Genomic DNA, 24,354 nt, shown 5'->3' with positions numbered 1-24,354 from the left:
ACAGTCAAATTTGTAGTGTGGTCCATATCACCACCGCCTCAGGGCGCGACCAGAGGATCAACAACGATGTTCAATTCCCGACTCGGCTGCTCGTCCATCAGCTTCCGCCACCAGGACCTGCCTGAGGCCCTGCGCACCATCGCATGCCTCGGCTTCGAGGAAATAGATCTCGGCGCCCTCCCCGGAGTGTGCGACCACGTTCCCTACGCCCTCGATGCCGAGGCCGTAACCGCCGTGACGGCCGAGGTCGTTGCCTCCGGGCTGCGTGTCCGGTCGGTCAACGGGGACATTGGGGACCTGAACGCCGTGCTCGACGCCGACGCACAGTCCGCCCGGAACCGGCACCTTGACGCGCTCCTCACCTTGGCAGCCGGCACCGGCGCCAAGGCCCTGGTCCTGCCCTGCGGCGCCCTCGGCCACGAGCCCGTCCGCAGTCTCGACGAGGACCTGGACACCATTGCAGCTCAACTCATCGGGGCCAGGCGGCGGGCGGACGGGTTCGGCGTCGAACTCTGGACCGAGTCACTCCACTTCCTGCGGTTCTGCTGGAACCTGGAGCGCGCGGAACTGCTGGCCCGGCGGCTGGCCGACTCCGGCGTCGGGATCGTCATGGACTTCAGCCATATCGTGGCCGCCGGCGAGGACCCGCTGGACTACCTCAAGCGCCATCAGGGCCGGATCGCCCACGTTCACCTGCGCGATGCCGTGCCGGGGAACATTAACCTCAGCATCGGCAACGGCCAGGCCGATTTCGCCGCCGGCCTGGGCGCCCTCGCAGCCGTTGGCTACACCGGCCACTTCTCCCTGGAGTTGGAGACCCGGGACGTCACCCACGGGGAACGCCCGGCCGCGGCCGCCAAGGCCGCCAGCTTCATCACAGACCTTCTCTGACCGTCGATTGCTCCGTAACGGCCCTTTTGGACCCTCAAAACGGCGCTTGTGGAGCAATCGATTCCATCCACAGACACAACCAAGCAATCAAGGAGCATTATGAGCACCATCCAGCGCACCGCCGTCCTCACCGGGGCAACCTCGGACCGAGGCATCGGCATCACCACCGCACGCCGCTACGCCAGCCGGGGCTGGGCCGTGGTGATCCTGGACCTCGACGGCGAGAAGTCCGCCAAGGTCGCTACGGAGATCGGCAACGAGTTCAACGTTCCCGCGTTTGGCTACGAGGTCGACGTAGCCAGCGAGGACTCCGTCATCGCCGCCTACCAGGCTGTGGCGGCCGAGGTCCGCTCCGGCAACCTCCCCGCCGTCGGTGCTTTGGCGAACATCGCCGGCATCACCTCGCCGGTGCCGTTCCTGGAGACCACGCTGGAGCTGTGGAACAAGGTCATGGCCGTGAACTCGACCGGCACGTACCTGGTCACCAAGGCGTTCCTGCCGGATATGATCGCCAGCGGCTGGGGCCGGATCGTTAACATGTCCTCCGTCTCCGCACAGCGCGGCGGCGGCGTCTTCGGCAAGGTCCCGTACTCCGCAGCCAAGGCGGCCATCCTGGGCTTCACCAAGGCCCTGGCCCGCGAAATCGGCAGCACCGGCGTGACCGTCAATGCCATCACCCCCGGCGCCGTGGACACGAACATCCGCGTGGGCAGCACCGAGGAGCAGGAAGCCGCCATCAACGCCGGTATTCCGCTGGGGCGCAACGCCAGTACCGAGGAAATCGCGGCCGTCATCACGTTCCTGTCCTCCGAGGAATCCGCCTACCTCACCGGAACCACCATCGATATCAACGGCGGAAGCCACATCCACTAGCAGTCTCGCCGCTTAGAAGACCGAGAGCAGCTGAAAGAGCCCACGATGACCAGAATATTCAACGACCCGTCCGATTTCGCCGAGGAAGCCCTCGCCGGCTTCTGCGACGTCCATGCGAACCTGGTGCGCCAGGTGCCCGGCGGCGCCGTCCGCCGGCGCCGGCCCCGCCAACCGAAGGTGGCCGTGCTGGCTGGCGGCGGCTCGGGGCATTACCCGGCCTTCGCCGGGCTCATCGGCACCGGACTGGCCGACGGCGCCGTCGTCGGAAATATCTTTACCTCGCCGTCCGCGCAGCAGGCGTACTCCGTTGCGAAGGCCGCGGACAGCGGCGCCGGAGTGGTCTTCGCCTATGGCAACTACGCCGGCGACGTCATGAACTTCGGCCTGGCCAGCGAGCGGCTGGCCGCCGAGGGGATCCAGGTGGACAACGTGCTGGTGATGGACGACATCGCCAGCGCACCGCCGTCGGAAGCCGGCAAGCGCCGCGGCATCGCCGGTGACTTCACCGTCTTCAAGATCATGGGCGCGGCCGCCGAGGCCGGCGAGACACTGCCCGAGGTGGTTCGCCTGGGCCGGAAGGCCAACGATTTGACCCGCAGCATCGGCAGCGCCTTCAGCGGCTGCACCTTTCCCGGCGCCGACGCTCCGCTGTTCACGCTCGGGGACAAGATGATGGGGCTCGGCCTGGGCATCCACGGCGAGCCCGGACTGTTCGACACCGAGCTGCCGCCCGCGCGGAAGCTGGGACAGGAACTCGTAGCCCGTGTGCTGGCGGAGACGCCCCATGGTGCCGGCCGGCGGATCGCCGTGCTCCTGAACGGGCTCGGCTCCACGAAACAGGAAGAGCTGTTCGTTCTGTGGCTCAGCGTCGCACCGCTGCTTCGCGCCGCCGGCTACACGCTGGTGATGCCGGAAGTCGGCGAACTCGTCACAAGCCTGGACATGGCCGGCGTTTCCTTGACCGTGACGTGGCTCGATGACGAACTTGAGCCGCTCTGGACCGCTCCCGCCGAGACCCCCGCCTACCGGCGGGGGAATGCCGCCCTCCCCGACGGCGAGGCCGACGAGTCGACGCCGGCCGAGGACACTGCGGTGCCGGAGGCCTTCGCCGCGGCAAACCCTTCACGTGAGTACGCCGGGCAATGTGTCGCTGCCCTGCTGGCGGCCCGCGAGGCACTCCACGACGCCGAGAAAACCCTCGGCGACCTCGACGCCATCGCCGGCGACGGCGACCACGGACGGGGCATGGTCCGCGGCATTGATGCGGCCTGGGCCGCCGCCACCGGGGCCGCGTCCCGCGGCGCCGGTGCCGGGGCCGTCCTGGTCACCGCTGGCGACGCCTGGGCGGACAACGCCGGTGGCACCTCCGGCGTGCTGTGGGGCGCCGGCCTGCGGGCCTTCGGCGAGTCCCTCGGCGACGACCACGTGCCCGGAGCGGCCGAACTGGCGGCGGCCGTGACTGCCTTTGCCGCCCGGATCGCCGAGCTCGGCAAGGCCGACGTCGGCGACAAGACCATGGTGGACGCGCTAGTCCCGTTTGCCGAGACCTTCAGCCGGCTCGCCAGCGAAGGGGCGGGGGCGGATGCCGGCTGGGCGGAAGCGGCGAGCGAGGCTGCCTCCGCGGCGCAGGCCACCGCGGCCCTGCGTCCACTGAAGGGACGGGCGCGGCCCCTGGCGGAAAAGAGCATCGGCACACCTGACCCCGGAGCCACGTCCCTGGCGATGGTGTTCAATGTGTTCGGTCCACACCTTGCCGGTGTACGGCAGCCCGCGGGGGCACGCCCGTGAGCCCGGGGGCTGGGCTCCGGCTCATTGTGGGCGCGGACGAAGCCGGTGTGGACTACAAGGACCAGATCCTGGCGGACCTCCGGGCGGATCCGAGGGTCGCGAAAGTCATCGACATTGGGGTCAACCGTGGCGACGCCCCGGAGCACTTCGCCAAGCCTTACCCGTACGTGGGCATCGCCGCGGGGGAACTGATCCGGGACGGGCAGGCGGACCGGGCCATCCTGTTCTGCGGTACCGGGATCGGCGTCGCCATTGCCGCCAACAAGGTGGACGGCATCCGGGCTGCGACCGCCCATGACTCCTTCAGCGTGGAACGCTCCGTGCTCTCCAACGACTGCCAGGTCCTCACGATGGGCCAGCGCGTTGTGGGGCTGGAGCTGGCGCGGCGGCTCGCGCGGGAATGGATCGGCTACAGCTTCGATCCCTCGTCCGCCTCCGCGGATAAAGTCAAGGTGCTCACGGACTTCGAGGGCTGCTGAACCCCGGCTAGTCCACACTGACCATGATCCGCTGCACCACGTTGTTGCCCATGCCCTGGTAGTTCCACGCCGGTTCCAGCGGCTGCACCGCGCCGCTGGCGTCGGTGGCACGGCAGGAGAGCTCATGTTCGCCGGGATCAGCCACCCACGGCATCGACCACGCGCACCAGGCGAACGGCGCGGCCGGGTGCTCCAGATGGGCCGCGGCCCACTTCCCGTCGATCCCGACGTCGACGCGCTGCACGGCGCCCTCCCCGGACCACGCCCGGCCGGTCAGCATCACCGGTCCGCGGGGCAGGACCCGGCGCCGGGTGAAGAAATCCGGGACGCCCGGGGGAACCATGAGCGAGCGGACCTTTATCCACGTGACCGGGGTGCCGGGATCGTCAGCATCCTGCTGGTAGCGGTAGGCCACGGACTGCTGGAAACCGTCGTAGGGCTTGGTCAGTACCCTGATCGAGGACAGCCACTTCACGCTCGCCATGCCGTACCAGCCGGGCACCACCAGCCGGAGCGGATAGCCGTGCTGCGGCGGCAGGTCCGCGCCGTTCATCCGGTAGGCGAGCACGACGTCGGGCCGCAGGGCCTCGTCGATCGGCAGGCTCCGGGCGAACTGCTGGGCGACGCCGCCCTGGATGCCGCTGTCTGCCCCCGTGAAGAGCACCTCGACGGCGTCGTCCTCCACGCCGGCCTGGGTCAGGAGGTAGGCGAGCGGGACGCCGGTCCACGCCGCGGTGCCGACACCTTCCAGGACCCACGGCTGGCTCAACGGGCGGGGCCGCAGCAGGGACCGGCCGTTGCCGGCGCACTCCAGGGTGACCGGGAGGGTAATGCTCGGTGCCCGGCGCAGGGCCCGCATGCTCAGCTCCACGGCCCGCTGCACCGCGCCGCCGATCTGCAGATGCCAGTGCTCGACGTCGATGAACGGGATGTCGAAGTGCGTGAGCACATAGTGCAGCCCGGGCGGAGTGGTGTCGATCTGCAGGGCCTCGAGCGGCATGGAATGATTCCGCACGGCGAGCTGTAGCTCGTCCGCTGTCAGCGGGCCGTGGCTGGGCTCGCCGGAATGCGGCGCGAGTCTCCGGTCCTGCCGTCGCGGACTCTTCAGGACGCCGGAGCGTCTGGACATTTGCTTTGGCATGGCGTTGCGATTCTTCTCCGCACCGGCCCGTTTCTGGCCGATGTCACCTGAAATCAGGTCTACGCCGCAGCCCGGAAACCGTCAACACCGGGCTACAGCGTGTGCGCCTCGGCCAGGAACTGTTCCAGGCTCAGCGGTTCCCGCCCCGTCAGCTCATGCACTGCCGACGTCGGGCCCGCCAGCTCTCCGGCCGCGATGGCCGTGTACGTGCTCACCCAGGCGTCCACCTGCCACGGCGGCGCACCGAAGGAGGCGCGCGACGCGTAAGCCTCCTCGAGGGTCTCGTTGTGGAACGTGATGGCCCGGCCGGTTCCGGCGGTCAGCAGTTCCGCGCCGCGGGCCAGCGAGATGTTCTCCGGGCCCGTCAGATCATAGGTCCGTCGCACGTGCAGGGCCGGGTCCCGCAGCACGGTGACGGCCGAGCGGGCAACGTCCGCCCGCGCCACGGCCGCCATCACGCCATCCCCGGCCGGGCCGCGGATGACGCCGTCTTCCCCGGCCAGCAGGGGCAGGAAGTCCAGATAGAAGTTGTCCCGCAGGAACGTGTAGTCCATACCGGAGGCCTTGATGCGCTCCTCCGTCGCGAAGTGGTCCCGGCCCAGCGTGAACGTGGAGTCCGGCGCCGCGCCGAAGAACGAGGTGTACACGATGTGCCGGACGCCCGCCGCGGCCGCTGCGTCGACGAAAGCGTAGTGCTGCTGCAGCCGGTCCTCGGCCTCGGCGGCGGAGACCATGAACAGCGTTGTCGCCCCGACCAGCGCCGCCTTCGTCCGCTCCTGATCGGCGTAGGTGGTCACAAAGGGGACGGCACCTTCGAGGTCAGGCGCCCGGGCGGAGTCCCGCACCAGGAGCCGTTGTCGGCTTCCGGCCGCGGCCAGCAGCCTGGCCACCAGGCCGCCCAGGTGGCCGGTGGACCCGGTGACGGCGAGTTCGGGCGCGTTGGGCATGGCCTAGGCCTCGCGGGATGCGGGTGATTTGGTCTGCGCGGGGTCGCGTTCGGCCAGCGGGCCGATGACGGCGTCGATCTTGTCCATGATCACCGGGTCCAGCTTCACGCCCGCGGCGGCCACGTTTTTCGCGATCTGCTCCGGCCGGGACGCGCCCATGATCGCCGAGGCCACGTTCTTGTTCTGCAGCACCCAGGCGATGCTGAGCTGCGCCATGGTCAGCCCGGCCTCCTCCGCGATCGGTTTGAGCTGCTGGACGCCGGTGAGGACCTCGTTGGACATCCAGCGCTCGATCATCCGCGAACCGCCCTTTGAATCCGTGGCGCGGCTGCCCTCGGGGGCCGGCCTGCCGGGGTGGTACTTGCCGCTCAGCACGCCCTGCGCGATCGGGGACCAGACGATCTGGGACAGGCCCAGCTCGGCCGACGCCGGAATCACCTCGGCCTCGATCACCCGCCACAGCATGGAGTACTGCGGCTGGTTGGAGATCAGCTGGAAGCCCAGTTCCTTGGCGAGGGCATGGCCGTCGCGGATCTGGTTGGCCGTCCACTCGCTGACCCCGATGTACAGGGCCTTGCCCTGCCGCACGATGTCCGCGAAGGCCTGCATGGTCTCTTCCAGCGGCGTCTCGTAGTCGTAGCGGTGGGCCTGGTAGAGGTCCACGTAGTCGGTCTGCAGCCGCCTGAGGGAGCCGTTGATGGATTCCATGATGTGCTTGCGGGACAGGCCAAGATCGTTGTGGCCCTTGGGCCCGGTGGGGCCGAACACCTTCGTGAAGACTTCCAGCGACTCCCGGCGCTCGTCCTTCAAGGCTGCGCCGAGGACCGTCTCCGCCGCGGTGTTGGCGTAGACGTCGGCCGTGTCGAAGGTGCTGATACCGGCGTCGAGCGCCGCCCGCACGCACTGGGTGGCGACGTCGTTCTCCACCTGGGAGCCATGGGTCAGCCAGTTGCCAAACGTAATTTCTGAAATCTTGAAGCCGCTGTTCCCGAGGTATCTGAATTCCATGGGTTCCAACGTAGCGGACTTGCCTGCCCGGGGTAAGGGCTCAGCCGGCCTTGCGCTCCTGGGCCGGCTGTTTAGCCTTCCCGGCCGGAAGAGTGCCGCGCAACGACACCAGGGAGCCGGTATCCAGTAGAGACTTCGCCGCGGGCATGGGCGGCTTTTTGAACGCCCGCGGGACGACGCCAAGCGTTCCATTGGTGTCCGTGGCCGACTGCACGAGGGCTGAGACTTCCTTGATGTCCCGTGCCGGTGCCATGGGGTTGGGCAGGTCCCGGACGGTGACACGGACGGCCGGGCCGGCTTCGGCCCTGGCCCTTGCGGCGGCGCGGGCATCTGCCCGGGCCACGGCGGCCGCCCACTCCGGCGACAACGCCGGCTCCTTCTTGCCTGTATTCCGGGCAGGGCGGCGCGGTTTCATCGTCGCGGCCGGGCGCGCGGGCTTTGCGGTCTTGGCCGGCTCGTTACGAATCCGCTCTTCCCGTACTGCATGTTCCCGTGCTGCGGGGATTCCGCGGAGGAGCCCGGCGGCGGCCAGGACCACGACAGCAGCCAGCCGGCCGATGCCTGCGAGCACGAGGGTGGCGGCGAAGACCATGAAGAGACCGAGGAACATGAAGAACGCCACGCCGAGGGTCCCGAAAAAAGTCAGGTTCAGCGCAATGGTTGTTGGATCTTCCATGTCACCTCTCCTTGCCGGCCTGCTGCAGCGTGGTCCCTGCCGCAAGCACGTGGCAGGCAGGAGCCCCCTTAACAATACGTACTTTTCGCCGGCTCCGTGCCGCCCCGGGCGGTCCCGGCGAAGATGTGTCGAAGCCGTTATCCGCGGGCGGGGCACGGCCCTGCCGCCCCGGCGTCTATAGTCAAAGACAGCCCCGCCGGCGTCGTCCGGCCCGCCGGAAGGACACCTTGTGACGCACGCCGCAGCAGCCGATTCCGAGCGCGCCGGCGCGTCTGGCGCGGACCGGTCCGTGAACCGTCCGGCCGCGCTGTATGAGGGGAACTGCCCGTGCCTGTCCGGCGAACAGTATGTGCACTGCTGCGGGCGGTTCCATCGCGGAGATGCCGAGGCGGCGACGGCGGAGCAGCTCATGCGCTCCCGGTACAGCGCCTTCGTGGTCCGGGACGCAGGTTACTTGCTCCGGACCTGGCACCCGGACACGCGGCCCGCGGAGATGGAGTTTGATGCCGGCATGCAGTGGCGCCGCCTCGACATCCTCTCCACCAGCCGGGGCGGCCCGCTGGACAGTGAAGGCGTGGTGGAATTCGCCGCGCACTACCGGCACGAGGGCGAACGCGCTGTGCAGCGCGAAACCAGCCGTTTTGTCCGGGTGGGCGGGCGCTGGTATTACCTGTCCGGCGTCGTGTCCGGCTGACGCCTCCGGGCTAGCGGCGCCAGGCTAGCGGCGCGCAGATGAGGAGTCCCCGGCTGGGGAGTCACTGACAGAGTGCTCCTCGACCGCCGCCGGGCTGAAGCCGGCCCGATCCACCTTGCGGTGAAAATGCATGCCCGCGAGGCCGCCCAGCACCGCGCCCACCAAAGCCACCAGGGCCACGACAATCGCCGCGATGATGCTCAGGGTGTTCAGCTGGCCCTCGTTGATCGGGATCCGCGGGAAGCTGTTCAGGTTTGCCAGGATGTTGAAGCGCTGCCCGGCGACCAGGCCCAGCACGGCGACCACGATCGCGGCGATCAGGGCCCAGATCCAGACCATGAAGCCTTGCCTGGCGCCGTTGAAGCGGGCCATCCGCCCGGCCACATACCCGCCGCAGTAGTAGGCGATCAGGAGGATCACGAGCAGCACGATGATGCCGGCCAGCCCGACCGTCTGGTTGTTGGAGGCCTGGTCTACGGCATCGTTCACATCGGTGTTGGTGGCCAGTCCGACGGCGGTGCCGCCGGCCGCGACCAACGCGGTGAGCAGCACGGCCGTACCAGTGGCCGCCAGCCAGCCGAAGAATGCCGAGCCGACTTGGATGCCGCCGAACTGTTCCTTCTCGCGGGCCACGACAGTTGCGCGGGTGGGGACCTCTTCGACGACGGTTTCGTGGAGGGGTGCGTCGTGATGGTGTGAGTCACGGACGGGGTCGTCGTGGCGGACCGCTGTAACCGGCGCGGCCGTGGCGTCGTCCTGCGTGGTGTGGCGTGTCGTCTTGTCGTCGGGGCCTGCCGTGCTGCTCATGAGGGCTGCTCACTTTCGCTGAATGACCGGGCACCGTAGGGGTGACAGTCTGGCATCCACCTAACCACGGCGGAATCCGGTTAGCAAGGATGCTTACTATCCGTCGTGGGAGGTTCAGCGGTACTTGCGGTGCAGGTCTTCCCGGACCGAGGCGCGCCGGCTGGCGTCCGCGATCCACGGACCGGTCCCTTCGGACTGGTCAAGGACCCCGGCCTCCAGCCAGGCGTAGTCGCCGGCCAGGGTCTTGCGGGCCAGGGCGTGGTCGGCGTCGTCGGTGTTCCGCCACAGCCGGTCGAAATATTCGTCGACGCGAACACGGGCCTGTTCGCAGTAGGCCTCCGCGAGTTCGTAGGCCGAGGCGCCGCGTTCCGGCTGCGTCCGCAGCAGCATCTCGGCGCGGGAACAGCAGGCCGCCATGGCAAACAGCTCCGCACCGATGTCCACGATCCGGCCCAGGAACGCCTGCTTGTGCTCAAGCTTCGCCTGCCAACGGCCCATCCCGTAGAAGGTCTGCCGCGCCAGGCGCCGGGAGGAGCGCTCCACGTAGCGCAGCTGTTTGGCCAGCCGGCCGAAGTCGCTGTAGGACCGCGGATCCATGCCCGCGCCGGCCACGAGTTTGGGCAGCCACTTCGCGTAGAAGCCGGAGGCGCCGACGGCGGCCTTGGCCTTGTCCGACAGCCGGGCGTCCTCCGAGGCGAGGTCTCCCGCGGCCGCCAGGTGCGCGTCCACGGCTTCGCGGGCGATCAGCAACTTCATGATTTCCGAGGACCCCTCGAAGATCCGGTTGATCCTCATGTCGCGGAGCTGCTGTTCCGCGGCAACGGCGCGCTCGCCGCGGGCCTCGAGCGAGTCCGCCGTTTCAAAGCCCCGGCCGCCGCGGATTTGCACGAGTTCGTCCGCGATGAGACAGCTGATCTCCGTGGACCACAGCTTGGCCAGGGCCGCCTCGATCCGGATGTCCTTCTGCCCGGCGTCGGCCATTTCCGCGGAGAGTTCGAACACGGCATCCAGGGCGAAGGCGCTGGCCGCGATGAAGGCGATTTTCTTGCCCACGGCCTCGTGCTGGCCGATCGGCCGACCCCACTGCGTGCGGGCGTTGGACCATTCGCGGGCGATCTTCAGGCTCCACCGGCCCGTGGCGACGCACAGCGCGGGGATTGAGAGCCGGCCCGTGTTGAGTGTGGTGAGGGCGATCTTCAGGCCCTGTCCTTCCCGGCCCAGCCGGTTGGCGGCGGGGACCCGGACCTGATGGAAGCGGGTGACGCCGTTTTCGATCCCGCGGAGCCCCATAAAGGTGTTGCGGTTTTCCACGGTGATGCCGGGGGAGTCCATTTCCACTACGAACGCGCTAATGCCGCCTTTGTGGGCGGTGCCGTCCGCATCGGTGTGCGGCGGCACGAGGGCCATCACCACGACGAGTTCGGCGATGACGCCGTTGGTGGTCCACAGCTTGACGCCGTCCAGGACGTACGACTCGCCGTCGTCGGAGAGGACGGCCGTGCTGCCCATCCGGGCCGGGTCGCTGCCGACGTCAGGCTCGGTCAGCAGGAACGCGGTGATGGCTCCTGCGGCGCAGCGGGGCAGATATTCCCGCTTCTGGGCCGGGGTGCCGAAGACCTTGACCGGCTCGGGGACGCCGATCGACTGGTGCGCGGAGAACAGGGCGCCGAGGCTTGGGTGAACCGAGCCAAGCAGGGCCAGTGCGCGGCCGTAGTACACGAGGGTGAGGCCCAGCCCGCCGTATTCGCGGGGAATCTTCATTCCGAACGCGCCGAGCTCGGCAAGCCCCTTGAGATAGTCGTCGGGGATCCGGTCATCGCGCTCGATGTCGCGCCCGGACATCGTGCGGCAATAGTCGGTCAGCCGGGCCATGAAGGCTTCGCCGCGTTCGACGTCGTCAGCGGGGGCCTCGGGCCACGGGTGGATCAGGCTCAAATCGAAGCTGCCGAGGTAGAGGCCCTTCGCGAAGCTGGGCTGGTTCCAGCTGGTCTCGCGGGCGGCCTCGGCAATGGCCCGGGCGTCGGCGGCAGTCGCGTCGGGGCCGATGTGGTCCGGCGCCCCGGCGGTCTCCTGCGCCGGGGCGCCGGGTGTAGCAGTGCCTGGTGTTGGAACGTCGGATGCGGTGGCGGGGTCTTCAATGGCGGAGCTCACGGGGCATCTCCTCTAACCGGGTGGCCGGCTTGAGCCCTGGATCCGCCGCGGGTGGAGGACCCTTCAGCTGTCCCGCAATACTACTCGCGGGTAAGTGCCTGTGCTAGGGGAGGCCTGGCCCGGATAGTCGGGCCGGAGGTCCGTGCCGAAGTCGACCTGGAAATCGGCGGGCAACTCCACGGTTGAGGCGTGGTGGACCAGCCGGTCCCAGCCGTGGTTGATGCCGTGGACCAGGCCAACCACCGCGCCGGCCACGAGATACCAGGCGAGCCGGCCCACGCCGACCAGAACCATGGCCGCGAACGCGGACACCATCATGAAGGCGCCGATCATCAGGGCGAACACGAGGGTTCCGATCACCACCATCGTGCCCGTCTCCACTGCGCTTAGGTCGAACTGCATTCTTCCCCCTGCACCATTGCTTCGGTTGAATCAGTAGCCCGAGCGTAGAGTGCCGGAGACGTGCTGAACTAGGGTCCTTTGGACGTTCCCGGCCTCTTGATGCGGGATCGAAATGCTACCCGGGCGTAGGTCACGGCCCGGTCGCGGCAGCCCCACCAGTATCAGGCGTTACGCCGGTTGTTCTTGTCGGGACCCGTCGACGGCTCAGTCGTCGTCGTCGTCGTGTTCCGGGGCGCTCTGGTTCAGGACCTGGAAGTCCGCGCCGAGGGCGACTTCGACCTCGGATCCGTCAGTCAGGCGCACTTCCACCTCATAGCCGGACGCGCCGTCGTCGGCCCGCTCCACTTCGGTGACACTGCCCTGGCCTACCTTCGCCAAGGCGGCGCTGCTTGCCATCGCGCGGTCGGCGTCGGTGAGGGCCGGCCCGTCGGAATCGTCGCCCAACTCAAGGTTTCCAATGCTGACTGCGAGGGCGCTCATGCGCTCGGCCTGGAGATCCCTGCCCTGCTGGGTCGCCGCGACCGCGATTGACGCTCCCCCCAGCACCACCGCTGCAGAGGCTGCCCCCGTGATCCACATCGTTCTCTTCCGCATGGTGGTCTCCTTTCAGCTGGTCATTCAAGTGTGCGCCGACTTCCGGGAGCAGACAACGATGAAATTCGGCCGGAGCCCTGCGTTAACCTTGTAGCTGGCAGTTTTTCGAATCCGCTGCCCCGCAGTACCACCCCAAACCATCCTTGGCAGCTGAAGGAGAGTGCGTGTCCCGCTCCGCCGTGTCATCAGCCGACGCCATCAGCGCCCGGCTCCGGGACCTCGAGCTCCTCACCAAAGGACCTGCCTGGGCGCTGACGCGCTCGGCGCCGTGGGTGATCGCCGTGCTCCAGGCCTCCTTCACCCGCACCCGCGCCCAGCTGCCTCTGGAACAGTTCCACGCCGACGTCGACGCCTTCCTCGAGCAGCTCCGCCGGCAGGCCCCGGGCACGGGAGAGCAGCACAGTGGCTCGGCCAACGGCGCACTTTCCGGAAAGAAATATGCGGACGAGTGGACCCGCAAAAACTTCCTGACCCGCCGGAACCAGTCGGGCCAGATCGTGTACGAAGTCACCGAGCCTGCTGCCCGCGTCCTGGCTTTCCTGGACAGCCTCTCGAGCGAGCGGTCCACCCTGAACGGCTCCCGGCTCGGCACACTGCTCGGCGATGTGGAGAAACTCGCCAACGAGACCAACCCGGACCAGAGCGCACGGATTGAATCCCTCGAAGAGGAGATCGACGAGCGCCGCCAGCTGATGGAGGACATCAGCTCCGGGGCCTTCGACGGGCTGCTCGACGACGACGAGGCTGTGGAGGCCGCCGGCAACATCCTCGATCTCGCCGCGAGCCTGCCCGCTGACTACAAGAAAATGCGTGACCGGATCGAAGAGCTCGTGGGGGAGCTGCGGAACCAGATCATCGAGGAATCCCTCAGCAAAGGCGCCACCATGGCCCAGGTGCTCGAGGCCGACAAGCGGCTGCGGCAGAGCCCCGAAGGCCGGACGTTCCGCTCCTTCACCGCGTTCCTGGAGGACCCGCAACAGCAGCTGAGGTTCCGGTCGGCGATCGGCGAGGTGCTGAGCCGGCAGTTCGCGGACGAGCTCAGCCACGACGAACGCGAGACCCTCAAGAACCTCGTGGCCGAACTCCGTAGCCAGCACAGCCAGATCCAGAGGATTTACGGCAAGCTCAGCGAGAGCCTCAACACCTACGTCCAAAGTGACGACTTCCGGCAGTCGGTCCGGCTCCGCAAGGTCCTGCGGGAGGCCGAGCAGGCCATCCGCTCCCTGCCCTACGAGCGCGAACGGCCCGGCCTGGTCCGCGGTCCGGTGTTGTTCAGTGCCGGCTTTGAGTCCCTGGCCATGGTCAAGCTCTTCGACCCGGACGAATTCGCGGCTCCGCCCAAGCTGGCCGATCCCATCGCGTTCTCCGACTCGGACCGTGCGCGCTCGCCCCGGACCGCCAAGGCCAAACCGGAAGCCATCCGCGCCGCGCTCGCAGGGGCCTCAACCCTGACCGAGGCATGGGCGCAGCTCCCGGCCGGGGAACGCCACATCAACTCCATCCGGGCCCTGCTGTCGCAGACCCTGCACGAAGGCGCCGGCTTCGACCGCGGGGCCTGGGGTCCCATCGAATTCGAACAAATCGACGGCACCACCCGCACCGCCTACCTGCCCGTCGTCACGCTCGCGAAGGATTGACCATGACTGAAGAGACCGCGACATTGACCATGACTGAAGAGACCGTGACAGAGACCGTGACAACGGACCTGCAGCCCGCACCAGCGCCAGCGGACAACGACGGCGGCCGCGTCCGGAGCGACTCCTTCACAGTCACCCCCCGGGACACGTTCGTCGACGGCGCCGCCCTCTTCCCGGGCGACACCGGCGTGCTCCCGATGAAAGTCCGGCAGGCGCTCGTGAAGCTGCTCAAGGGCCCGTACATCGACGGCGGCCGCGACGAAAAACTCTGGACCACGCTCCTGGACAACCAGCTGATCCTGCGCAGCCGCCTCTCCGAACTCTTCCTCACGCTGCAGCTGGACCACGAACGTAAGGTCGCCGTCCTGCGCCCCGTAGATCCCGAAGCGATCGGCGGCAGCACCCGTTCCAGCATCCTGCGCCAGCAGCGGGCACTGAGCCGGGTCGAAACCATCGTCCTGCTCCGCCTGCGCCTGCTCCTGGACCGGCACGTCACCGCCCAGACGGACCCCACGATCACGCGCGAGGAAATCGCCGAACTCGTGGCCCACTATCAGCCCACCGGCCAGCAGGACGCCCTGCGCGATGCCGACGTCGTCAACCGCGCCATCACCAAGCTCCTGGCCCGCCAACTCCTCCTCACCACGGGCCTGGACGACGTCTACACCATCTCCAATGCCCTCCCCCTGGCCCTCCCGTTCGAAAACATCGGCGACATCCCGGCCCAAATCGAAGCCCTGGTCGCGGCCAGCACAGACCAGTCAGGAACAGAACCCCTGCTGGAGCTCGACGCCGACACCCCTGCGACTGTGGAGGATGACTCGGACGACGACGCCGATGCCGCCCCCGCCGGTGACCCGACCAGCGACGACGACGCCGATGCCGCCCCGGGAGTGGCATCGGGCCTGTCGGAGCCGGACGGCCTGCTGCTTGCAGCAGAGCCGTCCGGCGAAGGGGCGGGGGCGGCATCGCCGTCGGCGTCCACCGCAACCACGAACGAAGGAGCCAAGTGAGCATCGCAACCATGCTGCCGATGGGCGAGCTCACCAACCCCGGCCAGATGCGCCTGGTCCTCGTCCAGGTGGTCAACTGGGGCACATTCCATGGCGCCCACACAATGCACGTGGACCGCAACGGCACACTGCTGACCGGCAATTCGGGCGTCGGGAAGTCCACGCTGTTCGACGCCATGCTTCGGGTCTTCGACGCCCGTCCCCGCTCCAACGAAGCCGCGGCGCAGCGGGCCGGAGGCGCTGTCGAGGACAAGCGCACCACGTTCACGTACATGCGCGGCAAGGTGGGCGACAAGGCCGTGGGCGAGGGCTCGGCGAGTGCGTTCCAGCGCCCCGGCGCCACCTGGTCCGCCGTCGCGCTCACCTTCGACAACGCCGCCGGCACCCGGGTGACGGTCTCGGCGCTGTTCGACCTGCCCAAGAACGGCACGGAGTCCAGCGTCGGCCGGTACTACGTGATCGACAACAAGCCGCTGGACCTCGCGGCGATCGAGGGCATCGCGGAGAAGCGGTTCACCAAGTCCGCGCTCGACGCGATCTTCCCGGACGCCCAGATCTTCGACGTCCACAAGGCCTTCGCCGAACGCTTCCGCCGGCTTCTCGGCATCAACTCGGATCAGGCCCTCCCGCTGCTGCGCGTCATCCAGGCCGGCAAGGGACTCGGCGGCAGCGTCAACACTTTCTTCCGCGACCAGGTTCTCGATGCCCCCGCCACACTCGCCGCAGCGGACGACGTCGTGGAGGAATTCAGCAACCTCATGTCCATCCGGCAGCGCCTCGAGGACGTCCGGCAGCAGCGTGACCAGCTGGCTCCCGTCCCCGGGCTGAACAAGGAATACGCGCAGGCGCTGCTGGACGCGAACCGGCTGCGGGACCTGTCCGGCGAGGAATTCGAGGCCTATAAGCAGCAGCTCGCTGTCACGGTCCGTGAGAAGACCCTGGCCCGGTTGAAAGAGCTCGCCCAGGCGAAGGCCAGTGACCTTGCCGCCGAACGTGCTGTCCGCGATGGCTTCGCCAAGGAACTGCGCCAGCTGGAGGGGGAGTACAACAACCAGGGCGGCAATGCGATTGCCGCGATAGAGCAGTCCCGGGAGAACGCCCGGGTGGGGCTCAAGCTCCGGCAGGAGGTGGAGGAAGCGACCCGCAAGGCGCTGACCGACGCCGGGCTCGAACTCCAGTGGTCGGCCGCCGGCTGGGAACAGGCCCATGAGCACGCCGCGGCACGCTCGGCCGAGCTCCAGGACGATTCCGAGGCGCTCAAGGAACTGCGCTTCGAGGCCTTTGACGGCCACGCCACCAGGAAGCGCGAACTTGCCGCGGCCCAGCAGGAGCTTGTCTCGCTGAAGACGCGCAAGTCGCTGCTGCCGCCGTCGAGCATTGAAAACCGCAGCGCCATTGCGGCCGCCACAGGCGTGCCCGAGGAGCAGATGCCCTTCGGCGGCGAGCTGATCGACCTCGCCGAGGGCCAGGAACAGTGGCGCCCGGCCGCCGAGCGCGCGCTGCGGAGCCTGGCCACCACGCTGCTGGTCCCGGGAGAGCACTTCGCGGCAGTCACCCGGTTCCTCAACGACCACTCCGTGCGCGGTGCGCTGCGTGCCGTGGACGTCTCGCGGCCCCTGGCCGGCGGCGCGCTGGCCGTCGAGGACGTGGCCGATGGCGATCTGCTGACCAAGCTCAGTTTCCTCACCGACGCCGGACCCCACTCGGAGGCGCTTGCGCAGGCCAGTGCCTGGCTCCGCGAACGGATTGCGCTCGACTTCGCCTACCCGTGCGTGGAAGACCCGGACCAGCTCGCCGGCCTGGAGAAGGGCCTGAGCCTGGGCGGCGTGGTCAAGCGCAACCGCCACACGGTGGAAAAGGATGACCGCTTCACGTCACGGCAGGACTACGTCCTCGGGTTCGACAACGCCGCCAAGCTTGAACTCGTGGCGGCCCAGGTGGAGGACCTGCAACAGGAACTTGCCAAGGCTGCCGAACTGGCGCAAACCCGGGAAGAGTCACACCAGGGCATGACCCGGCAGCTCGATGCCCTGCGCCGTGTGGCCGACGACCACCGGCCCTGGGAGCAGGTCTCGGCAGCGGTGGCCGCGGAGGAGCTCGCCCGGATCGAGCAGCGCCTCAAGGATGCCCTCGCCGCACAGGCGGACCTCGAACCGCTGCGCGCCAGCATCGAAGCCGCGCGGCACAAGCACCAGTCCAGCACTGAGGCCGCGGCCGTGCTGCAGAGCGAGTACAAGGCCCTCGATGCGCGCATGACCGCCGCTGATTCGCTGCTCGACGCGGCACGGAACCGGCTGGGGCAGGCGCCGCCGTCGGACGCCGGCGTCGCCGCCCTGGAACCGTACTTCACCGGTTTCGGCGACGTCCTGGAGATGCACGAGCTCGACAACCTCGCCAACCAGGTCCGCACCCGGCTCCTTGCAGAACTGCATGGGGCCGAGTCCCGCGGGCAGGCCACCTCGGAGCGCCTCACCCGGATTTTCGAGGGCTTCGTCCGCGAATGGGGCACGGCGATTTCCGCGGACCACGGCACGTCAATCGGCGCCGCGGGGGAGTTCGAATCCCGTTACCACGCGATTGTCAGCGACGGGCTGCCCGCACAGGAGGCCGAGTTCCGGCAGTTCTTCAACCAGCGGACCCACGAATCCTTTTCCACCCTGCTGCACCTTCTGGACGAGGAGCGCCGCGCCATCACCAGCCGCATTCTGCCGCTGAACGGGATCCTGTCCGAGGTCAACTTCCACGAGGGCAGCTTCCTGGAACTCGACATCAAACAGACGCTGCCGGCGACGGCGAAGCAGTTCAAGGACGCCATTCAGAACGCGCTCAAGGTCCGGCACACCAGGCCGGGCAAGCCGGTCAATGCGGCGTCCGCCGCCGTGTCCGGGGCGGAGACGGACGCCGACGCCGAGCTCACCACCCGCTACAAGTCGCTCGAAACGCTCGTGAAGCGGCTCGGCTCGCAGACTCCCGAGGACCGGCGCTGGCGTGCCGAGGTGCTGGACGTCCGCGGCCATCTGTTCATCCAGTGCAAGGAGCACCGCGACGTGCAGGGTACCGGTGCCCAGGGCGCCGGCCCCAAGGGGGCGGGGAAGGGTGCGAAGAAGACCGAGGTCTACATGCACGCGGACACCGGCTCCATGTCCGGCGGCGAGCGGCAGCGCTTCACCGCGTTCATTATGGCGGCGGCGCTGAGCTACCAGCTGGGCATCGCCGAACAGGGCTTCACTACCTACGGCACCGTGATGATGGACGAAGCCTTCGTGCTCGCCTCCGAGGAATTCGCCGGCGCCGGCATCAAGGCGCTGCACGAGTTCGGCTTCCAGCTGCTGCTGGCCGCGCCGGAGAACGTGATTGACCTCTCCCGGCACCTGGGGTCGGTGACGGAGATCCTGCGGGACAAGCGCACCAACCGCTCCGGCGTCCTGACCGCCCCGGTGATTGCCCCACGTCAAGGCATGGAGGGCTCCTGGCGGTCCGAGGCGAACCCCGTGGACATCGTCCTGCGCTGACACAACCCTCCCCGCGTTGCCTTTTTGGCGGCTGGATCTGGTGCCGCACCAACGATTGAGACAATTACGTTACTCAAACCTTTCCTAATTGCTCAAAGGATAGGCTAGCCTTACTTAGGTTTGCATCACTTACCTAAGGAGTTCCGTGGCTTCCGCCGTCTTCCCCCGTTCCGCCGGCCGCCCGGCCGGCCGCCGCCTCCGCAAGACCGCAGGGCGGGCCGCGGTTCTTCTGGCCGCCGTCGCGCTGACCCTGACCGCCTGCTCCACCGGGCCGGCAAGTTCGACGGCGGCGGACGCCCCCAGCGAGCCGGTCAGCATCGCCTTCCCGGTCAGCATCAAGCACCTCTTCGGCGAGACCACCATCAAGGAACAGCCCAGGCGCGTGGTTACCGTTTCCTGGGTCAACGACGACGTTGCCATCGCCCTCGGAGTGGTTCCCGTTGGCGTCCCCGAGAACGAATGGGGCGGCAACGACAAGGGCTCCACACCGTGGAAGGACGCCGCGCTGGAGAAGCTCGGCGCAGGCTTCGGCTCGGCGAAGGCCCCCGTCCAGTTCTCCGAGGCCGACGGCATCAACTTCACCGAGATCGCCAAGCTCAATCCGGACGTCATCCTCGGCGCCTACTCCGGCCTGACGGAGGAGGACTTCAAGAAGCTCAGCGAAATCGCACCGGTCGTGGCCCAGCCGGAGGTCGCCTATGGCACCTCCTGGCAGGATTCCACCACCATCATCGGGAAGGCCCTCGGCAAGGAAGCCGACGCCGCCAAGCTGGTCTCCGACACCGAGGCCACCATCAAGGACAAGGTCTCCAAGTACCCGCAGATCGCCGGAAAATCCTTCATCTACGGCAACCTGGAGCCGGACAAGAGCGACGGCGTCAACGTCTACACGGCCAACGACAACCGCCCGCGCTTCCTCAGCGAAATTGGCATGAAGCTCGCATCCGTTGTGGAGGACAACTCCAAGGGTTCCAAGGAATTCTTCATCCCGTGGTCCGCCGAAAAGGCCAACGAACTCAACTCGGATATCTTCGTGACCTGGGTGCCGGATGCGGCCACCACCGGCGCCATCAAGGCCGACCCGCTGCTGGGCCAGATCCCGGCCATCAAGAGCGGCGCCCTGGTTGCCGACTCGGACAACACCCTGACGCTGTCCATCTCCGCTTCCTCGCCGCTGAGCCTGCCGTGGTCACTGGATACGTTCCTGCCGCAACTGGCCACCGCAGCGGACAAAGTCACCGCAGCGAAGTAACACCCTCCCCATGACGAACAGTACGACGACGGCGCCCGCCGCCAGTGCGCCCGGCGCACCGCCGGCCCCCACCGGGAAGAAAGCCCCCGCAAAGCAGGCCGCCTGGCTGCTGGCCGCCGTCGTCGTACTTGTTCTGGTTTGTGCAGCGTCGCTGGCTGTCGGGGCCCGCGGGGTTCCCTTCGGGACGGTCTGGCAGGCGCTGACGCAGTTCAACCCCACCGACGGCAACCACGCCGTCATCCACGCCCGCATCCCGCGCACCGTGCTGGGTCTGCTCGCCGGCGGCGCACTCGGGCTGGCGGGCGCGGCCATGCAGGGGGTGGCCCGCAACCCGCTCGCCGACCCCGGCATCATCGGCGTCAACGCCGGCGCCGCCCTCGCCGTGGTCACCGGGATCTACGTCTTCGGCGTTTCGTCCCTGACCGGCTACATCTGGTTCGCGTTCATCGGCTCGGCAGCCGCCGCCATCGTCGTCTATCTGATCGCGTCCATGGGACGCGACGGGGCGACGCCGGTCAAGCTGGCACTGGCCGGCGCGGCCCTGAGTGCGGGGCTGTATTCGCTGATGAACGTCGTCCTGGTCTCCAGCCAGGACACCCTGGACCGGTTCCGTTTCTGGCAGGTCGGCGGGATCGCCGGCCGGGACTGGTCGGTGGTCCTGCCGGGGCTGCCGTTCCTGGCCGCCGGGGCACTGATCGTCCTGTTCACCGGGCGGATCCTGAACAGCCTCGCCCTCGGGGACGACATTGCCCGCGGCCTGGGCCAGCGCGTCGGCCTGGCCCGTGGCGTCACCGCGCTGGGCATTGTGCTGCTTTGCGGTTCGGCCACGGCACTGGCCGGCCCGATCGGATTCGTCGGCCTGGTGGTTCCGCACGCCGTCCGCTTCCTGACCGGCCCGGACTACCGCTGGATCCTGCTCTTCTCGCTGGTCCTGGCGCCCGTGCTGCTCCTGCTCTCGGACGTGGTGGGCCGTGTCATCCTGCTGCCCGGCGAAGTCCCCGCGGGCATCATGACAGCCCTGGTGGGTGCGCCCGTCTTCGTGTGGCTGGTCCGCCGCGGGAAGGGGGCAGGGCTGTGAGCAGGGCAGACCTCGCCAACGTCAGGCACGAGCTGGGAGACAACGCCCCCGCGGAGCGCCAACTGGCAGGCAATGCCCGGTTCATGAGCCGCACGGCCCTCCTCGCCTTCGCCGTCGTGGTGCTCCTCGCCGTCAGCATCCTGCTGGGCAGTTACACCGTCACCATCCCGGACTTCTTCAGGATCCTCACGGCCCACCTCACCGGTGGCGGGAAAATCCCCGGCGCCAGCTTCATCGTGATGGAGAACAAGCTCCCGAGGGCAGTCGTCGGCACCATGATCGGGGTTGCCTTCGGGCTCTCGGGAACCTTGTTCCAGACCATGCTGCGAAACCCGCTGGCCAGTCCCGACGTCATCGGCATCAGCTACGGGGCCAGTGCGGCCGCCGTCACCGCCATCGTCGTCTTCGGGGCCTCCGACGCCGCCGTTTCCGGCGCGGCGCTGTGCGGGGCCATGGCAGTAGCCGTCCTGATCTACACAATCTCCCGGAGCGGTTCCCTCGGATCAGGCGGCGGCAACCGTGGCAACGCAGCCGGGGGCCGGCTGATCCTTGCCGGCATCGGCATCGCCGCGGCACTGAACGCCGTGGTCAATTTCCTCATGACGCGGGCCGACATCCGCACCGCGGCCGAAGTCCTGATCTGGCTGAACGGATCCCTGAACTCCGCCAGCTGGGACCGCGCCGGCGTGCTGGGCCTGGCGCTGCTGGCCCTGGTGCCCGCCGTCGCCGTCCTCGCCGGCCCCCTCCGGATCCTGGAACTGGGTGACGATGCCGCCGCCGGACTCGGCATCCGGGTTGGCATCACCCGGCTCGGCGTGGTGGCCGCTGCCGTCGCCCTGGCCGCCGTCGCCACGGCAGCAGCCGGGCCCGTGGCCTTCGTGGCTTTCCTGGCGGGGCCCATCGCGCGCCGCTTCACCGGCAAGTCGAGTCTCCCGGCCGGCGCGTTCGTCGGCGCCCTGATTGTCCTCGCCGCGGACTACTTTGCCGCCAACATCGCCCCCCTGCTGCTGGACGGCACCGTCCTTCCGGTCGGCGTGGTCACAGGCGCGCTCGGTGCACCGTTCCTGCTGTGGCTCCTGGTCACAGCCAACCGAAAGGACGCCTGACATGGCAGTTCTCAACGCCAAGAACCTGACGCTGCAGTACGACCAGCGCCGGGTGGTGGAAGACCTCACGGCGGAGATCCCCGAGGGCAAAGTGACGATGATCGTGGGCGCCAACGCCTGCGGAAAATCCACGCTCCTGCGCGGCCTGTCCAGGCTGCTGAAGCCAGCCCGCGGTACCGTGACCCTCGACGGCAAGGACATTCATTCCCGCCCTGCCAGGGAACTCGCCCGCATCCTCGGCCTGCTCCCGCAGCACCCCACCGCCCCGGACGGCATTCTGGTCCGGGACCTCGTGGGCCGCGGCCGCTACCCGCACCAGGGCTTCTTCCGCAGCTGGAGCGCAGCCGACGATCTAGCCGTGCAGCGGGCGCTCGAAACCACCGAAACGCTGGAACTCTCCGAGCGGAACGTCGACGAACTCTCGGGCGGGCAACGCCAGCGCGTGTGGATCGCGATGGCGCTTGCCCAGGAAACCGAGGTGCTCCTGCTCGACGAGCCCACCACCTACCTGGATCTGGCCCACCAAGTGGAGGTCCTGGACCTGGTCACCGACCTGAACCGGCAGCGCGGCACCACCGTGGCAATCGTCCTGCACGACCTGAACCTGGCGGCCCGGTACGCGGACCACGTGATCGCCATGAAGGCCGGCAGGATCGTGGCCGAGGGCACCGCCGCCGACGTGGTCACCGAGGACCTGGTCCGTGACGTCTTCGGCCTGGACTCGCGGGTGCTGCCCGATCCCATTTCCGGCACGCCGCTGATCATTCCGCTCGGCCGGCACCACACCGATTTCCCACAAGCCGAAACAGCAACCCTGGAGTTGGTCCCATGAGGGCAGTTAGCAGCACTGCAACAAACAGCAGTGCAACGGACGGCACGACAGTAGACCTCAACCAGGCGCGGGCACGCCGCGCGCCTTCGGCGGTCAGGGACCAACCGGCCACCCAGCCGATGACCCTGGCGTTCGACGTGACGGTCGCCGCGGTGCAGCAGCTCAGCCCCAATTTCCGCCGCGTCACCTTCGGTGGGTACTCGCTGCGTGACTTCGGCGTCCACGGGGGAACCCTGGACCTACGCGTGAAGCTGATGATCCCGTCCCTCGCCGGGGACGGCACGGCGCTGCCGCTGCCGGTGTTCGCGATGGAGCAGTCCGGCTGGTACCAGGAATGGCTGGCCATGGATCCCGCGATCCGCGGCTCCATGCGCACCTACACCGTGCGGCAGGAACGCCTCGACGCCGTCTACCCGGAGATCGACGTCGACTTCGTGCTGCACTTCGATGCCGCCGGCAACGGCGGACCCGCCGCGAACTGGGCCCTGAACGCCAAGCCGGGGGACGCCCTCACCATCATCGGACCCAACAACCGGGCCGCGCACTGTGTCACGGCGGAGACCTACTCCGGCATCGAATGGCGGCCGGGCCTGGCCCAGCGGGTACTGCTTGCAGGTGACGAGACCGCCGTTCCGGCCATCAGCGCCATCCTGGAAAGCCTCCCGTCGTACATGAGCGGGCAGGCGTTCCTTGAAGTCCCCGAGGCCGGCGACTTCCTGGATCTGTTGTCGGACGCGGACGTCGAAATCACCTGGCTGGCACGCGGCGCCTCGATTGGCCGCTCACGCCCGCACGGCGAACTCCTGCAGGAAGCCGTCCGCGCCGCTGTTCCCGAACCCGGCTGGGTGGGCATCAAGGCCGCCGCCGGCGGGGCCGGGCCGGAGCCCGATGACGTCAACGTGGACCGGGACATCCTTTGGGAGACCCCCGCCCGGATGGACGCCGCGGCGATCGGAGCCAGCAAAAACCCTGACAAGCCCGCCGGCGCCCTGCCGTTCTACGCCTGGATTGCCGGCGAAGCGGGCACCGTCAAGGAGCTGCGCCGGTACCTTGTGCGGGACGTGGGGATCGACCGGAAGCAGGTTGCGTTCATGGGGTACTGGCGGCAGGGCAAGGCCGAGCTGTAAACCGACGCTCCCGCAGGTTCTGCGGTTCCCACTGCGACGCTCCTGCACTTTTCGCGGTTCCCGCTGCGACGCTCCCGCAAGTTCTTCCGGGCTTCGCCCGCCACCGCTGCTTTGCCGTCGCTTAGACACCTCCTTCGGCCGCGGGCGGCCTCAGTCGGCGATGCGCTCCTTCGCAAAGCACCGGCGTCGGCCTTGCGGTCGGCTCACGTTCGGTGCGCTCCTTTGCAAAGCGGCGATTGCGGTCCTGCGGCCGGCTCACCTTCGGTGCGCCCCGTGTGGGACAAACGACACTCACCATGGCCGCCGCTCGCTGGGCCTATCACCTTGGGTTAACCTTCCCTTTCCC

21 protein-coding genes are annotated in these 24,354 nt (G+C 68.3%); 13 read left to right on the top strand and 8 right to left on the bottom strand.

All coding sequences use genetic code 11. The features are described 5' to 3' along the window. Positions 1-66 precede the first annotated feature (66 nt). The 4 genes from LQV16_RS12600 (at position 67) to LQV16_RS12585 (ending at position 4,031) form a co-directional block, all read left to right on the top strand. On the top strand, positions 67-891 hold the full coding sequence (locus LQV16_RS12600) for a sugar phosphate isomerase/epimerase (RefSeq protein ID WP_229994227.1): 825 nt from the start codon (positions 67-69) through the stop codon (positions 889-891). A gap of 99 nt (positions 892-990) precedes the next feature. After that, positions 991-1,764, top strand: coding sequence for an SDR family NAD(P)-dependent oxidoreductase (locus LQV16_RS12595; protein ID WP_229994226.1), 774 nt, complete (start codon positions 991-993; stop codon positions 1,762-1,764). Between the two features lie 45 nt (positions 1,765-1,809). Further along, a complete protein-coding gene (locus LQV16_RS12590) occupies positions 1,810-3,552 on the top strand; it encodes a dihydroxyacetone kinase family protein (protein ID WP_229994225.1) in 1,743 nt (580 codons plus the stop codon). After that, on the top strand, positions 3,549-4,031 hold the full coding sequence (locus LQV16_RS12585; RefSeq protein ID WP_229994224.1) for an RpiB/LacA/LacB family sugar-phosphate isomerase: 483 nt from the start codon (positions 3,549-3,551) through the stop codon (positions 4,029-4,031). Before LQV16_RS12590 ends, LQV16_RS12585 begins: the two co-directional genes overlap by 4 nt. A gap of 7 nt (positions 4,032-4,038) precedes the next feature. Here LQV16_RS12585 and LQV16_RS12580 read toward each other — a convergent pair whose 3' ends face one another. The 4 genes from LQV16_RS12580 to LQV16_RS12565 form a co-directional block, all read right to left on the bottom strand. After that, the gene (locus LQV16_RS12580; protein ID WP_229994246.1) at positions 4,039-5,160 is read right to left on the bottom strand and encodes a sulfite oxidase; all 1,122 of its coding nucleotides are present in this window, start codon (positions 5,158-5,160) and stop codon (positions 4,039-4,041) included. A 104-nt stretch (positions 5,161-5,264) separates the two neighbouring features. Next, a complete protein-coding gene (locus LQV16_RS12575; protein ID WP_229994223.1) occupies positions 5,265-6,119 on the bottom strand; it encodes an SDR family oxidoreductase in 855 nt (284 codons plus the stop codon). Positions 6,120-6,122: 3 nt separating this feature from the next. Continuing rightward, positions 6,123-7,127: an aldo/keto reductase family protein gene (locus tag LQV16_RS12570; protein WP_229994222.1), complete on the bottom strand. Its 1,005-nt coding sequence runs from the start codon at positions 7,125-7,127 to the stop codon at positions 6,123-6,125. Between the two features lie 40 nt (positions 7,128-7,167). Further along, positions 7,168-7,803 (bottom strand): hypothetical protein, encoded by a 636-nt coding sequence (locus LQV16_RS12565; protein ID WP_229994221.1) that lies wholly within the window; start codon positions 7,801-7,803, stop codon positions 7,168-7,170. Positions 7,804-8,092: 289 nt separating this feature from the next. Here LQV16_RS12565 and LQV16_RS12560 point away from each other — a divergent pair, with 289 nt between their 5' ends. After that, positions 8,093-8,497: a YchJ family protein gene (locus LQV16_RS12560; RefSeq protein WP_229994245.1), complete on the top strand. Its 405-nt coding sequence runs from the start codon at positions 8,093-8,095 to the stop codon at positions 8,495-8,497. A 24-nt stretch (positions 8,498-8,521) separates the two neighbouring features. On the opposite strand, the gene LQV16_RS12555 is transcribed toward LQV16_RS12560, so the two are convergent. From LQV16_RS12555 to LQV16_RS12540, 4 genes are all read right to left on the bottom strand, one after another. Further along, complete coding sequence (locus LQV16_RS12555) at positions 8,522-9,304, bottom strand: hypothetical protein (protein ID WP_229994220.1); 783 nt, start codon at positions 9,302-9,304, stop codon at positions 8,522-8,524. A 114-nt stretch (positions 9,305-9,418) separates the two neighbouring features. Further along, positions 9,419-11,350, bottom strand: a complete 1,932-nt coding sequence (locus LQV16_RS12550; RefSeq protein WP_229994244.1) for an acyl-CoA dehydrogenase family protein — start codon at positions 11,348-11,350, stop codon at positions 9,419-9,421. A gap of 168 nt (positions 11,351-11,518) precedes the next feature. Further along, entirely contained in the window at positions 11,519-11,857 is a 339-nt protein-coding gene (locus LQV16_RS12545) for a hypothetical protein (protein ID WP_229994219.1), read from the bottom strand. Between the two features lie 204 nt (positions 11,858-12,061). Further along, the gene (locus tag LQV16_RS12540; RefSeq protein WP_229994218.1) at positions 12,062-12,451 is read right to left on the bottom strand and encodes a hypothetical protein; all 390 of its coding nucleotides are present in this window, start codon (positions 12,449-12,451) and stop codon (positions 12,062-12,064) included. A gap of 164 nt (positions 12,452-12,615) precedes the next feature. Between LQV16_RS12540 and LQV16_RS12535 the strand changes: the two genes are divergently transcribed. The 8 genes from LQV16_RS12535 to LQV16_RS12500 all read left to right on the top strand — a co-directional run bounded on the left by LQV16_RS12535 (position 12,616) and on the right by LQV16_RS12500 (position 24,008). Beyond that, complete coding sequence (locus tag LQV16_RS12535) at positions 12,616-14,088, top strand: DUF3375 family protein (RefSeq protein ID WP_229994217.1); 1,473 nt, start codon at positions 12,616-12,618, stop codon at positions 14,086-14,088. Between the two features lie 2 nt (positions 14,089-14,090). Beyond that, positions 14,091-15,101, top strand: a complete 1,011-nt coding sequence (locus tag LQV16_RS12530) for a DUF4194 domain-containing protein (protein WP_229994216.1) — start codon at positions 14,091-14,093, stop codon at positions 15,099-15,101. After that, positions 15,098-18,613: an ATP-binding protein gene (locus LQV16_RS12525; RefSeq protein ID WP_229994215.1), complete on the top strand. Its 3,516-nt coding sequence runs from the start codon at positions 15,098-15,100 to the stop codon at positions 18,611-18,613. The genes LQV16_RS12530 and LQV16_RS12525 overlap by 4 nt, the downstream gene beginning before the upstream one ends. 145 nt (positions 18,614-18,758) lie before the next feature. Continuing rightward, positions 18,759-19,865, top strand: a complete 1,107-nt coding sequence (locus LQV16_RS12520; protein ID WP_229994214.1) for an iron-siderophore ABC transporter substrate-binding protein — start codon at positions 18,759-18,761, stop codon at positions 19,863-19,865. 10 nt (positions 19,866-19,875) lie between these two features. Further along, a complete protein-coding gene (locus LQV16_RS12515; protein ID WP_229994213.1) occupies positions 19,876-20,943 on the top strand; it encodes an iron chelate uptake ABC transporter family permease subunit in 1,068 nt (355 codons plus the stop codon). 83 nt (positions 20,944-21,026) lie between these two features. Then, entirely contained in the window at positions 21,027-22,049 is a 1,023-nt protein-coding gene (locus LQV16_RS12510) for an iron chelate uptake ABC transporter family permease subunit (RefSeq protein ID WP_229994243.1), read from the top strand. Between the two features lies 1 nt (position 22,050). Continuing rightward, positions 22,051-22,881 carry an ABC transporter ATP-binding protein gene (locus tag LQV16_RS12505; protein ID WP_229994212.1) on the top strand — a complete coding sequence of 277 codons (831 nt, stop codon included), beginning with the start codon at positions 22,051-22,053 and terminating at the stop codon, positions 22,879-22,881. 119 nt (positions 22,882-23,000) lie between these two features. Continuing rightward, on the top strand, positions 23,001-24,008 hold the full coding sequence (locus tag LQV16_RS12500) for a siderophore-interacting protein (RefSeq protein WP_229994242.1): 1,008 nt from the start codon (positions 23,001-23,003) through the stop codon (positions 24,006-24,008). Positions 24,009-24,354: the final 346 nt, after the last annotated feature.

The sequence above is a fragment of the Arthrobacter sp. Bi26 genome, from assembly GCF_918697925.1.
In the GTDB taxonomy this organism is placed as follows: Bacteria; Actinomycetota; Actinomycetes; order Actinomycetales; family Micrococcaceae; genus Arthrobacter.
The sequence above is the reverse complement of the archived record's forward strand: the minus strand, read 5'-3'. Positions and strand labels throughout refer to the sequence as shown.